Here is a 12,450-nt window from a genome sequence, read left to right as displayed (position 1 = left end):
CGCGCATGGCGCAGGAACACGATCTGTTTGATGACATTATCGAGATCAGCAAGGGTTTCGACTTTCTTAAAAACCCGCTTGGCGGTGTGACCGATGCACTCGATCCGTCGGCGCCGCAGTGGAATCCTGCCGACTACAAGGAGCGTCCGCGCGGTAACACCATTCCGTGCCTGACCTGCAAAAACGAAAAGAGCGGCTGCACCGCGTGCATGGACGTGTGCCCGGTCAACGCTATCGAGGTCGAGGAAGACTCCATCGAGATCCTCGACTCCTGTCGCAAGTGCGGCCTGTGCGCCGCTGCCTGTCCGACCGAGGCGATCATCTCGCCGCGCTTGGCGCCCAAAAACATGTATGACGACATCGTCTCTGCTGCCACGAGCCACGAGACCGCCTACGTCACCTGCACGCGCGCCCTTAAGCGCATGCCGCGCGAAAACGAGGTCGTCGTCGCCTGCGTGGGCGATATTACGGCCGAGACCTGGTTCTCGGTGCTGGCGGACTATCCCAACGTGAGCGTGTACCTGCCGTTGGGCGTGTGCGATAAGTGCCGCAACACCGGTGGCGAGGATATTCTGGGCGAGGCCATCGCCACCGCCGAGGAGTGGGCCGGTACGGGCATGGGCCTGGAGGTCGACCCCAAGAGCCTCAAATGTCATAAGCGCCGCGAGTACGAGCGCAAGGAGTACATGGATAAGATTGCCCGCACCACGGGCCTTACCGTGACCAAGCTCAACCCGGCAACGGCGGCGCTGGCCTCGGTGACGCAGAAGCTCAAAGCCCACCGCCACCAGATTACCCAGCTGGAGCGCACGCTCAATACCATGTGCGGCGCCACGACGGCAAAACGTCGCCGTACGCTTACGCACGGCCGCCAGCTGGTACTCTCGACGTTGCAAAACCACCCCGAGCTTGCCCAGAACATGCAGGTGAGCACGCCGGAATGCGATTTTGACAAGTGCACGTCGTGTGGCGAGTGCGTCAACGTGTGCCCCACGTTTGCCTGCGATTTGGTGGGAAGCGGCCGCTTTGCACTGGAGTCCACGTATTGCCTAGGCTGCGGAGCCTGCGTCAAGGTGTGCCCCGAGCATGCGCTTAAGTTGGTTGAACATGATGCATCCAACCTAGTCGTCGTCGATCCCGAGGCCGAGGAAAAGGCCGCCCAGAAGGCTAGGGCCCACGAAGAAGCCCAGAAGGTCAAGGCTGAGGCGAAGGCCAAGCTCGACAAGATGCTCGATCAGGTGGAGAAGCTCGCGGACTAGTCAGCGACCCCTATCTCTGCTTCATTCGTGCCGCCGTGGCGTCCGGGTTAGCCCAGATGCTGCGGCGGCGCTATACTTATGCAGTTTGAAATGCTTGTACCAAAAGGAGCTGTCGTGTCCCTTTCCATCGGTATCGTGGGCCTGCCCAACGTGGGTAAGTCGACGCTGTTCACCGCGCTTACCAAAAAGACCGGCCTTGCCGCCAACTATCCGTTCGCCACGATCGACCCCAACGTGGGTATCGTCGACGTGCCCGATAGCCGCCTGCAAAAGCTCGCCGACATCGTCAACCCGGGTCGCATTGTGCCGGCTACGGTCGAGTTCGTCGACATCGCAGGTCTGGTGAAGGGCGCTAACGAGGGCGAGGGTCTGGGCAACCAGTTCTTGGCAAACATCCGCGAGACCGACGCCATCTGCGAGGTCGTTCGCTACTTTAAGGATCCCAACGTTATGCGCGAAGTGGGCCGTACCGGCGAGTTCGTCGACCCCGCCGGCGATGCCGACACCATCATGACCGAGCTCATCCTGGCCGACATGGGCACGCTCGAGAAGCAGCTGCCCAAGCTCGAGAAGGAGGCCAAGCGCGACAAGGAGCTCATGCCCAAGTTCGAGGTCGCCAAGCGCCTGCTTGCCTGGCTCAACGAGGGCAAGCGCGCCGCGTCCATGGAGATGACCGACGAGGAGCGCGCCGCTGCCAAGGGCTTGTTCCTGCTCACCATGAAGCCCATCCTGTATGTGGCCAACGTAGACGAGGACATGCTCAACGAGGACCTGGCGCCCATCGACGGCGTCAAGCCGCTGCCCATCTGCGCCAAGATCGAGGCCGAGCTTTCCGAGCTCGATCCCGAGGACGCTGCCGACTACCTGGAGAGCCTGGGCCTGGAGCAGCCCGGTCTGGACGTGCTCGCACAGGCCGCTTACAAGCTGCTCGGCCTGCAGTCGTTCTTTACGGCCGGCGAGATGGAGGTCAAGGCCTGGACGGTGCGTCAGGGCGCGACCGCTCCGCAGGCCGCCGGCGTCATCCACACCGACTTTGAGCGCGGCTTTATTAAGGCCGAGGTCATTGGCTACGACGACTACATCGAGCTCGGTGGCGAGCAGGGCGCCAAGGCCGCCGGCAAGCTGCGTATCGAGGGCAAAGAGTATGTCATGGCCGATGGCGACGTCGTGCACTTCCGCTTTAACGTGTAAGGACGACGCATATGTTTAAATACGGCAAAAAAGCTGGCTACATGGGCGTCGCGTTGCTCGTGCTTGCGGTGATTCCGCTGGTGGTTGCAGCGTGTGTTATCCCCAACATTGGCCCCGAGGTGGCAACGAAGTTTAACGCCGCCGGCGAGGTGACGCGCTGGGGCAAGAGCTACGAGCTGCTGGCACTGCCGGTGCTCAACCTGCTGCTGAGCGTGGCGACGTACTTTACGGCAGGACGTCAGGCTAAAAACAATGATGACTCCGCCGCCATGGCGCGCATCGTGTGCGAGCGCTACCTGCGCAACGGTTGCATCACGGGTGTGTTCCTCAACGTGATCAACGTTTACTTTATGTACTCGGCTATTACCGGAACGGGCTTTGGCTTTGGTTTCTAGCTTGTCCTTTTAGTCAACGAGCCTGCACGCATATTCAATGGCTGCTGCGAGGCCGCCGCTCGATCGTGGTTTAAAGACCATGTCGGCGGCGGCCTCGTTTTCGTATCCGGCGCCGCGAAGGGTGAGCGCGGTACCGGCTTCCAGGAGAAGGGGCAGACCGCGTTGGCTGGTTGCGATTACGGCAGCCTGATTGAGCGAGCAGCTGTGCGCTTGGCATTGGATGGCAAGTTCGCCTTGCGCCGGGCAAGGGACCAGAACGGCGGCTACGCGACTTGATAGCAATGCAAATGCTGTGCGCTCATCGGGCGAAAGACATTCGGCTTCAACGACGACGAGCTTGGGCGGTGCGCTGTTTGTGCGAAGCGTGGCTCGGTACGTGCGGACCGAAGAACCCGACATAGAAAACTCCTGTGTATTCGGCAAAACGTAAACTATAGTTTACGTTTATGTTCGGCTCCATTTCAAACTCGTCTGCATGGACGAACGTGCTAAACAGATTCTTGGCAGGCGGGTCGAAGAGACACGCAGGGACCTTGGTATCTCCAAGGTTGATTTTTGTGTGGCGACAGGAATCAGCCGACCCTACCTCGACCGAATCGAAGATGGGACGGCAAATTTCACGCTCAAGGTTCTATTTAAGATCGCGCCCGCGCTTGGCATGACGGTGTCAGAGCTACTCGAGGGGATCGAATAGGGGATACCCGTCGATAACTGAATTACGCCATCGGGACGCGGTCGTGGTTGACTTGGCTGTAGAACAGGCGCTGAATCTCGGCCGCATCACGTGACTGGCCGAGTGCCCACATGGTTTTGGCCACGAGCGTCTCGGTGGTCATGTCATCGCCGCGCAGAATGCCCGGATGATCGGCGTAAGCGCGGCCGACCTCATAAACGCCCAGGTCGAGGCCCTCTTCGGGGACCTGCGTAGTCATAACGACGGTGCGGCCCGAATCGACCCAGCGGAAAATTGCCTCTTGGAACGACTCGCCGGACTCGCCAAACTCGGGAATACCGCCAATGCCAAAGGTCTCTAGGATTACAGCGTCGTAGCTATCGGCAAGGGCGTCCAGAATGCCTGGGTTCACGCCGGGCGTGAGCTTAAGGACAAACACGCGCGGGTCGATGCTGTCGTAGAAACGCACCGGGTTTTCGCCCCGATGCGTGCCGTGAAGCCCGTTGCGCACGATGCGGTCGTTGCGGATATAGGCGATGGGCGGATAGTTGACGCTAATGAACGCGTTAAAGCTCATGGTGCGCTGTTTGCGGGCGCGCGTGCCGGCAATGGCGACGCCGCCAAACACGATCGAGACGTCGTGCGAATGCTCATCGAGCGCATAGAGCAGGCTCTGGTACAGATTGAGTTTGGCGTCGGTAAAGGGATTGCCCATGGGCTTTTGCGAGCCGGTGAGCACGATGGGCTTGGGGCTGTCCTGAATCAGGTAGGAAAGCGCCGCCGCGGTGTAGCTCATGGTGTCGGTGCCGTGCAGAATCACGAAGCCGTCGTGGTCGGCATAACCCTCGACGATGACGTCGCGGATACGCATCCAGTCACTGGGGCGCATATTGGTGCTGTCGATGTTCATGGGCTGCACGACGTCGAGCTCGCAGAGGCCCGAGATCTCGGGGACGCTCTGGGCGAGCTCCTCGCCGGTCAGGGCGGGGGAGAGGCCATTGCCGTCCTCGGCCGATGCGATGGTGCCGCCCGTGGCGATGAGAAGGATGCGCTTCATGCTGGTATTCCTATCGTATTTGCCGCCGCAGAGGCGGAGTCGTTCGGCAGTATTGTGGCACAGGGCGTCCAATGTTCAAACGTATTACATCATCTGTAACGTTTGGTAACACTTCAATCGCCGTCAAATAGGGCCCCGGTCGTGCGTTTGCCGTGCGCTGATGGCTGCGAGGGACGAGAAACCCCATATAACGTGTACACTATGAAAGTTATTTTCGTTCATTCACGCGGGTGGGCACCGGCTCCCCGCCAACAAGAGGGGGAAACCATGGATCAAAAGGCTTCCGCAAAGGTCCTCGTACTCGACTTTGGTGCGCAGTACGGTCAGCTCATTGCCCGTCGCGTCCGCGACCTCAACGTGTATTCCGAGATCGTTCCCTGCGACATCTCGGCCGATGAGATTCGCGAGATGAACGCCTCTGCGCTCATCCTTTCTGGCGGCCCGGCCTCCGTGTACGCCGAGGACGCTCCGTCCATCGATCCTGCCATCTTTGACCTGGGCCTTCCCGTCTTGGGCTTTTGCTACGGCCATCAGATCACGGCCGTGACGCTCGGCGGCAAGGTCGGCCACTCCGAGGTGGGCGAGTACGGCCGCGCCACCATCACGCGCACGGCCGGCGCCAAGCTCTTTAACTCCACGCCCATGGAGCAGACCGTGTGGATGAGCCATCGCGATGCCGTGTCCGAGGTGCCCGAAGGCTTTACCGTTACCGCCAGCACCGACGTGTGCCCGGTTGCCGCCATGGAGTGCGTCGAGCGCAAGATTTTCACCACGCAGTTCCACCCCGAGGTCAAGCACTCCGAGTACGGTCAGCAGCTGCTGAGCAACTTCCTGTTTGAGATTTGCGGCCTGGAGCCCAACTGGAGCATGGACAACCTGGTCGAGACCATGACGGCCGAGTTCCGCGAGAAGGTCGGCGACGACCGCGTGATTCTGGCCCTGTCCGGTGGCGTTGACTCCTCCGTCGTGGCTGCCCTGGGCGCCCGCGCCGTGGGCAAGCAGATGACCTGCGTGTTCATCAACCACGGCCTGCTGCGCAAGGGCGAGCCCGAGCAGGTGGAGGAGGTCTTCACCAAACAGTTTGACGTCGACTTTATCCACGTCCACGCCGAGGACCGTTATGCCGAGCTTCTGGCCGGCGTGACCGAGCCCGAGGAGAAGCGCCGCATCATCGGCACGCAGTTCTGGAAAGAGTTCTTCGCGGTTGCTCAGCAGCTCGAGTGCGATGGCAAGCCGGTCAAGTACCTGGCTCAGGGCACCATCTACCCCGACATCATCGAGTCCGGCGCTCGCAAGACGGGCGGCAAGACGGCCACCATCAAGAGCCACCACAACCTGATTCCGTTCCCCGAGGGCGTGCACTTCGACCTTATCGAGCCGCTCGATCACTTCTTTAAGGACGAGGTCCGCGCGCTTGGCCTTGCGCTCGGCCTGCCGGGTCACATCGTGTTCCGTCAGCCCTTCCCGGGCCCGGGTCTTGCCATCCGCATCATCGGTGCGGTCGACAAGGAGAAACTCGAGATCCTCAAGAATGCCGACGCCATCGTGCGCGAGGAGCTCGACGCCTATAACCAGCGTCTGTTTGAGCAGACCGGCGAGCGCAACTCCGAGCACAGCTGCTGGCAGTATTTCGCGGTCCTGCCCGACATTAAGTCCGTCGGCGTTATGGGCGACGAGCGCACCTATCAGCGCCCGATCATCTTGCGCGCCGTGGAGTCCAGCGACGCCATGACCGCCGACTGGGCCAAGCTGCCCTACGACGTCCTGGCCCGCATCTCCGGCCGCATCGTTGCCGAGGTCCCTGGCGCCAACCGCGTATGCTACGACATTACGTCCAAGCCGCCCGCGACCATCGAGTGGGAGTAGGACGACAGGGTTCTGGCCTGCAATTTTGAGTGCCGCACTGTGCCGCTGAGTTTCGTTTCGTACGAAAGTCACGGCAAAGCCGCCAGCGACGGCGGTGAGTAAATACGATGATCTAGCCTCCGTTCCCATGTTGGGACGGAGGCTTTTTCTTTGGCCATTTACTCCCTTTCACCTGCGATTTCGCCATTTACTCCCCGCGTTTCAAGACAACAAAGTACAGGGCGGTATTCGGAGGAATGGGAGTAAGGATTCATCCCAAGTAAGTGGACGCGCGGTTTTTGTCCCCGAGGGCGAAACGAGGCCGTTTCGGGGTCCGCGAAACTCAAATCAAACTCAACAGGCTTTTTGGCGGTCTCTGCACAGCGTTTTCCCAGGTCGTTAATAGGGAGTAAAGAATCTCGCCGTCCCAATGAGAACGGGAGTATCCAGGGGAAATACCGCCGTGTGCCGTCATATTCTATTTTTGATACTGATAAACTGGAATTTTCAAATTAATCTTTGCAAATAACCTTTGAATCTTCACCATCAATTACAATTCCCTGACGGTTGTTAATTGGGCATAGATTCAAATCCGAAAACTCAGTCATTATTGTCTCGGTAACTTTCTTAAATGGTGCTGTAAGATAATGCGGAAGAACATAGAAATCAATCAAATCAAGCCCTGCATCATCTTCTTGTGAGTAGTCCTCTGGCTTTTCATCCATTTGCTCGATATATTGGATGCTTGGGGCGCATATAATTGCGCCTGCCGACTCGCCGATCATCAATTTTCCATTTGCCAATTCCTTTTTCAGTAGCCCATCAGTTCCCGTTTTACGGAGCTGGTCCATAAGAAAGAAAGAATTTCCGCCGGTAAAATAAATAACATCTGCTTCTTCAAAAACAGACTGTATCGTTGAATAAGCCTCCGTTGAAATATCAATTTCAGTTACGATTGCCCCCAACTTTTTGAATAATTTTCGAGCCGAGCCGACATAACCGGTGTAGCCTTCACGCAGTGAAGCTGTTGGAATAAATGCGACTTTCTTATTTTCAATTTCTTCCTTTATCAGACTTCCCACACTTGAAAAGTGCGAACATAAAAATAGTTTCATCAATATTCTCCTTTATAAATTCCATTTGTCGCTCAAAGGGTCTGCAAACTTAATCCCGTTGTACTGTTCTGGGTGATATTCCTTTGCATATGCGGCAGGAATTAAAACCTTTTCTTCGGTCAGTATTTCCGCTATGGCTCGTGGACTTTTCCCTCATCGGCAAGCAGAAAGATACGCTTTACCACCTCAGAAGCCACAGGATCAACCACAAGCGTTTGTTTGTCGGTCGGTAATCGGTTACATCTCTGGTGCCCGCATTGTAGCACGCGCGGATTTACGATGTTGATTGCCGGCGCCTAGACGGAGATGAAGGCGGTTCGATCTAGGTCAAGCCGGTCGCTCGTTCATGAAGCGGCCGATGGTTGCGTTCATGAACGAGCGACTGATTCCCTGAAAATAAAAGGCGCCCACGAGGACACCTACAGGCTATCTTCGAACTACTTGATTTGGGGCAGACGGAGGAAAAAATAGGGCAGAATCGCTTTCACGATCCCGTCCCGCAAACCCGAGGGTTTCTAACTGGCTCCATTATTCCGGGCTTCTCAGTTCTGTCATTGACCCAGGTATCACCCGTCTCCTATAGCGAGTGAATATAAAAATAGGGCAGAGTCGCTTGCGCAAGTCCGCCCCTAAAACCGTGAAGGTTTTGCTATCTGCAGGCTATTCTACCAACCCGAGCGATTCTGTCAACCTGCGAAGGAACTCGAGCGCGAAGCGAGCTGCGGCGTCGGGCCCCTTGTCGGGCAGCGCCTCGGTTTCGCCGTCGGCCCTGGCGAACATCTCGGCGAGCTCGGATGCGGCGCGCGAGCGCGAGGAGCCCTCGGGTACCAAGCCGGAGTGCGCCACGAGCACGGTCGCGACCTCCTGCATGGCCGTATTCCCCATCCACTTCCTCCTGGTCGCCTTGGGAATTCCCACGGCGGCGACCCTTCGGGAGACGCCGCTGGACGCCGAGCCCCGGGCGGCGCCCCTCTCGGCGAAGCAGTTGATCAGGCACGAGCCGTGCGCGGCGCAGTTGCGGACGGACTTCACGCGCTTGAGGTCGTAGTGGGAGGCCTCGAGGCGCCTGTCGCCCCATCGCCTGGCGCAGAAGCGCACGAAGTCGATGAGGGCGCCGAACGAGGTGAGCTCAAGGAAGGCCCAGGCGGGCATGTCGCCGGAGTACTTCGTGTAGAGGCTCGAGCTGTAGGGGCTGCGGCCGCTCATCTTGAGCTCGCGCAGGCGGTACTCCCTGTTTGCAGTGGTAAGCGATGCCATGTAGTCGGCCACGATGGCGTAGCCGTCCTCTCCGCGGTCCTCCATCTCGCGAAGCAGTGTCACCTTCTGGAAGTGCTCGATGTCGAGCGTCATGCCGAGCAGGGCGTGGCGCAGCTCCTGGTCGAGCGCCGCGAGCAGGCGCAGCTGGCCGAAGTCGAGGTCTACGTAGCGGCCGTCGCGCGGGCCCCCCTCGTATTTCGAGAAGAGCTTGCGGTAGGATGCGAGCTTGAAGAAGTTGCACTTGTCGCGCAGGTAGTCCGCGGCCTCTTCCTCGGAACACAGCTCGAAGGCTACGCCCTTCTGCTTGAGGTGCTCTATCTGCTGCTCGATCGTGAGGATCGGCTTCCTATCGTGGGGTTCGGCCATGCTCGGTCTCCTGTCATCAAAAGTATTGCCTATTTTACCAGCATGTTCTCGACATTCGGTGGAAGCCTCATCGTCGACTCATGGGCAAGCCGCCCGATACGACTCCCTTTCCCTGTCAGCAGCGCAGTCGCCTGACCTGCGGCTTTGGAATCGCGTTGGAAGCCGCCCGCGACCAATCATTTGCAGTTGTTGCGAGTGGCTTGCGCGTGATGCTGCGGTTGAGTTTCAGAAACGGGCGATTCCGCCCAATCGGGCACCCGAATCACGGCCGGAAGCTCCTTTGGGACAAAAACAAAAACTCAACGCCCTGAGTTTGAAAAAAGTTTTTGAGGTTGTCCCAACTTTTGTCCCCGAAGCCGACGAAACGCGACATCGCGTCATTCGGCGGCACGCGTTCCGTGTCGATGCCGAAAACTGGGTGCAACTGGAATGACGGGACGACAGAACCAAAGCCATCGAGTGGGAATAGAACATACGTTCGATAAAATAATATAGTATTAGATAGCGGGCACGGTTTCAATCGAATCCGTGCCCGCTGCTGTATGTGTGTCCTTGCACGCCCAATATGTGCCGTAAAAGCCGTCTTCTTCAACGTCAAAGTGAATGGGCTTCATTTCTGCCTTTTAAAATCTAATTTTCACGATTTGCATTTTCATCCCGTTGTCACCGACCCTTGCGAGAAACCGGAAAAAGCCGCTGACAGAAGGGTCTCTCAAATCGTTGTAACCCAGCATATAGCCGCGACTTGTGACCTGCAGACGGCTGTTCCACGTGCCGATTTCCTTGGCGGCATCCGAAACCGCAAAATATGCCCCCACATCCTTGATTTTTGCAGTCTTAAGCCATGTTTTTGCGATCATCTTTACCGCCGTCCGATTGGCAGCATCAAAGACCAGCACACTGCCGGGGAAAGCGTCCGCCATCCCCCGCACCAGTTCCCGGACCTGCTGGGTCAGAAAGTAATAGAACACCCCGGAGGCAAAGAACACCGCCCCGCGGGAGGCATCGATTTTGCTAAACCATGCGGTGTCTTTCAGGTCGCAGGGGATATTTTGTTCTCGATCCCCGGCGGGCAGCAGCTGCTGCCGCAAGGCAATCACATCCGGGAAGTCCAGATTGTAGATCTTGCATCTACCGTTGTCGCAGGTTCTGCCGGTGTTGTCCAGCCCGCAGCCCAGATTGACCACCGCCGCATTGGGGTGGTCTTTCAGGTAATCCCGCACCTCGAAAGCAAGATCACCCTGCCGTGTGGCCACCTCCAGCGCACCAAAGCGCTGCATCAGGCTGCGGGAGTTTTTCTCTGCCTCTGAAAAGTCGTAGTCGATCTGGTCGAGCAGACGAACCGCTGTTTCATCCCTGTAAAGGTTCGGGTACAACTCCGTACACAGCTTCCGGGAATACAGCGGGAGGATCAGCGTCTCCTGCACGGTGTTTTTCTCAATTTTACATTTCATAGGTTTCTTCCTCAGTGAATAAAAACTGTCATAATTGCCGCCAGCATAGCCGCTATGACCGTCATGCCTATCGCCATGTGCAGGATGGATGCAAAAATACCCGTGCTTGATGCCCCTACTTCCGCGCCGTGACGCAGAGCCACTTTTTCTTTTTGTGTATCTGCACCTCGTGAAAACCCGCCCGCTCCAGACATGCCTTTAATTCAATGTCCTTGTAGATGGTCATGCCGCCGATGATCTGCGTCCACCTCTCGTCCTTGTCCGTATCGCCATTGCTCTCGTTGCAGATGAGAATTGTCCCGCCTGGCTTCAGCGTCCGCCAGACCTCGCGGAAGCATCGGGGCAAATCAGGCCAAAAATAGACGGTCTCAAAGGCCGTGGCAGCATCGAAGTAGCTATCATCAAACGCCATATCCGCCACACTGCCTTGCAAGACGGCGCAACGCCCCTCCTGAATTGCAGTTCGGTTGAGCTTTCTAGCCTTCTCCACGCTGACGGGCGAATAGTCGATGCCCTTGACGACGCCATACGGGCATTTTTTCAGCAGCCGTTTTATGTTTGCCCCGCCGCCGCAGCCGCAATCTAGCACCTTGGCGTTTGGCGCAAGTCGTAGAAATCGAAGTCCCCACCGCGCCACAGGGCTGTGGCCCAGGTTCATCATGGCAACCATAAGTTTTCCGCCGAGGCCCACGGGCTTGCGGGTGTTTTCAAAGAACGACATCTGGCCCCTCCGATTTCGTGCATTCCGCATAGGTCAACGGGAACGAGGCCTTCAGCACCGCGCTTTTCCGCACCGCCCAGCCGTTTTGACGCAGGAAACGCAGGTATTCCTCGCTTGTCCATCTGCTGTGGAGGGGGAATCCCGCCATACTCATGAAAAAGGCTTTTGCCTTGCCGGAAACCGAGTTCCCCGCGTGGGTGAAGGTTGGCGCGATGAGCACGCCGTCGTCCTTCAGCACCCGCCTGATTTCGTGCAGGGCCTTTTCCGGATGCGGCACTATGTGAAGTGCGTTGGACACGATCACCACTTCGAAGGACTTCTGTGCATAGGGCAGGCGGAACATATCTTGTACGGAAAAGTGCAGCTTTGCGGATTGATTGTCCCGCTTTGCTTCAAGGATCATCTTTGCAGAGGCGTCCGTAGCCTCGATGCGCGCCGCCGCATCCACGACGCTCTTTGCGATAAGCCCCGTGCCGGTAGCAACCTCCAGCACGGTCTTTGCTTTCACCACCGGCCGGATCAGCCCATACATCTTCTCATACGCCGCCCGGTCGTTTCGCATGAAACGGTCATACCGACCGGCGTTCTTGTCCCAGAAACCCTCACGTTCGTGCATGGCTGTCGCCCCCAAACAGTTAGAGCCATCTAACTATAACACACGAATCATGCAGTAAGATGAGGCTAACCTTCTTTTCTTGGCTAAGACGCATCTCTTCGGTTTTCGCTTATAACGGCGCGAATCAGATACTAGGCTGGAGCTGAAGAAGGAGCTTGGCGGACAGGTAGGTCGATACCGGTTCCCGGAACGGTGATCAAGCCAATTACACCAGGGCCCTAGTCATTGAGTGGGAGTAAGCCGATGGGGCTTTGACTTGCACTTTTGAGTGCCGCACTGTGCCGCTGACTTTCGTTTTGTACGAGAATCACGGCAAAGCCGCCAGCGACATTGGTGAGTAAATACGGTAATCGAGCCTCCGTTCCCATGTTGGGACGGAGGCTTTTTCTTTGCCGTTTTACTCCCTTTTACCTGCGATTTTGCAATTTACTTCCCGTGTTTGAAGACGGTAAGGCACGGGGCGGTATTCGGAGAAATGGGAGTAAGGGTTTATCCCAAGTG

13 protein-coding genes are annotated in these 12,450 nt (G+C 57.6%); 6 read left to right on the top strand and 7 right to left on the bottom strand.

Going from position 1 to position 12,450, the window contains the following annotated elements:
- Nucleotides 1–5 precede the first annotated feature (5 nt).
- The 3 genes from DWX63_RS07985 to DWX63_RS07975 all read left to right on the top strand — a co-directional run bounded on the left by DWX63_RS07985 (nt 6) and on the right by DWX63_RS07975 (nt 2,845).
- A complete protein-coding gene (locus tag DWX63_RS07985) occupies nt 6–1,259 on the top strand; it encodes a 4Fe-4S binding protein (protein WP_117843349.1) in 1,254 nt (417 codons plus the stop codon).
- Between the two features lie 114 nt (nt 1,260–1,373).
- Nucleotides 1,374–2,450, top strand: coding sequence for a redox-regulated ATPase YchF (ychF, locus tag DWX63_RS07980; RefSeq protein ID WP_089572784.1), 1,077 nt, complete (start codon nt 1,374–1,376; stop codon nt 2,448–2,450).
- A gap of 11 nt (nt 2,451–2,461) precedes the next feature.
- The gene (locus DWX63_RS07975; protein ID WP_117843348.1) at nt 2,462–2,845 is read left to right on the top strand and encodes a DUF1648 domain-containing protein; all 384 of its coding nucleotides are present in this window, start codon (nt 2,462–2,464) and stop codon (nt 2,843–2,845) included.
- 9 nt (nt 2,846–2,854) lie between these two features.
- Here DWX63_RS07975 and DWX63_RS07970 read toward each other — a convergent pair whose 3' ends face one another.
- Complete coding sequence (locus DWX63_RS07970) at nt 2,855–3,244, bottom strand: hypothetical protein (protein ID WP_117843347.1); 390 nt, start codon at nt 3,242–3,244, stop codon at nt 2,855–2,857.
- Nucleotides 3,245–3,320: 76 nt separating this feature from the next.
- Here DWX63_RS07970 and DWX63_RS07965 point away from each other — a divergent pair, with 76 nt between their 5' ends.
- Complete coding sequence (locus DWX63_RS07965) at nt 3,321–3,539, top strand: helix-turn-helix domain-containing protein (RefSeq protein ID WP_035136926.1); 219 nt, start codon at nt 3,321–3,323, stop codon at nt 3,537–3,539.
- A 22-nt stretch (nt 3,540–3,561) separates the two neighbouring features.
- Here the strand turns inward: DWX63_RS07965 and DWX63_RS07960 are convergent, their stop codons facing one another.
- Nucleotides 3,562–4,575 carry an asparaginase gene (locus DWX63_RS07960; RefSeq protein WP_117843346.1) on the bottom strand — a complete coding sequence of 338 codons (1,014 nt, stop codon included), beginning with the start codon at nt 4,573–4,575 and terminating at the stop codon, nt 3,562–3,564.
- Between the two features lie 267 nt (nt 4,576–4,842).
- On the opposite strand from DWX63_RS07960, the gene guaA reads away from it, so the two are divergent.
- A complete protein-coding gene (gene guaA, locus DWX63_RS07955) occupies nt 4,843–6,441 on the top strand; it encodes a glutamine-hydrolyzing GMP synthase (protein ID WP_117583320.1) in 1,599 nt (532 codons plus the stop codon).
- Between the two features lie 491 nt (nt 6,442–6,932).
- Here guaA and DWX63_RS07950 read toward each other — a convergent pair whose 3' ends face one another.
- Nucleotides 6,933–7,535 carry a Type 1 glutamine amidotransferase-like domain-containing protein gene (locus DWX63_RS07950; RefSeq protein WP_117843345.1) on the bottom strand — a complete coding sequence of 201 codons (603 nt, stop codon included), beginning with the start codon at nt 7,533–7,535 and terminating at the stop codon, nt 6,933–6,935.
- A 660-nt stretch (nt 7,536–8,195) separates the two neighbouring features.
- A complete protein-coding gene (locus tag DWX63_RS07940; RefSeq protein ID WP_117843344.1) occupies nt 8,196–9,158 on the bottom strand; it encodes an Abi family protein in 963 nt (320 codons plus the stop codon).
- Here DWX63_RS07940 and DWX63_RS11140 point away from each other — a divergent pair.
- A complete protein-coding gene (locus DWX63_RS11140; protein WP_147336075.1) occupies nt 9,157–9,591 on the top strand; it encodes a hypothetical protein in 435 nt (144 codons plus the stop codon). The two genes, DWX63_RS07940 and DWX63_RS11140, sit on opposite strands and share 2 nt — an antisense overlap.
- Before the next feature lie 190 nt (nt 9,592–9,781).
- On the opposite strand, the gene DWX63_RS07935 is transcribed toward DWX63_RS11140, so the two are convergent.
- The 3 genes from DWX63_RS07935 to DWX63_RS07925 all read right to left on the bottom strand — a co-directional run bounded on the left by DWX63_RS07935 (nt 9,782) and on the right by DWX63_RS07925 (nt 11,949).
- On the bottom strand, nt 9,782–10,612 hold the full coding sequence (locus tag DWX63_RS07935) for a class I SAM-dependent methyltransferase (RefSeq protein WP_117843343.1): 831 nt from the start codon (nt 10,610–10,612) through the stop codon (nt 9,782–9,784).
- 115 nt (nt 10,613–10,727) lie between these two features.
- Nucleotides 10,728–11,333: a class I SAM-dependent methyltransferase gene (locus tag DWX63_RS07930; protein ID WP_117843342.1), complete on the bottom strand. Its 606-nt coding sequence runs from the start codon at nt 11,331–11,333 to the stop codon at nt 10,728–10,730.
- On the bottom strand, nt 11,320–11,949 hold the full coding sequence (locus tag DWX63_RS07925; protein ID WP_117786446.1) for a class I SAM-dependent methyltransferase: 630 nt from the start codon (nt 11,947–11,949) through the stop codon (nt 11,320–11,322). Before DWX63_RS07925 ends, DWX63_RS07930 begins: the two co-directional genes overlap by 14 nt.
- Nucleotides 11,950–12,450: the final 501 nt, after the last annotated feature.

Source organism: Collinsella sp. AF20-14LB (assembly GCF_003459505.1).
In the GTDB taxonomy this organism is placed as follows: Bacteria; Actinomycetota; Coriobacteriia; order Coriobacteriales; family Coriobacteriaceae; genus Collinsella.
This window is presented reverse-complemented; position numbering and strand designations above follow the sequence as displayed.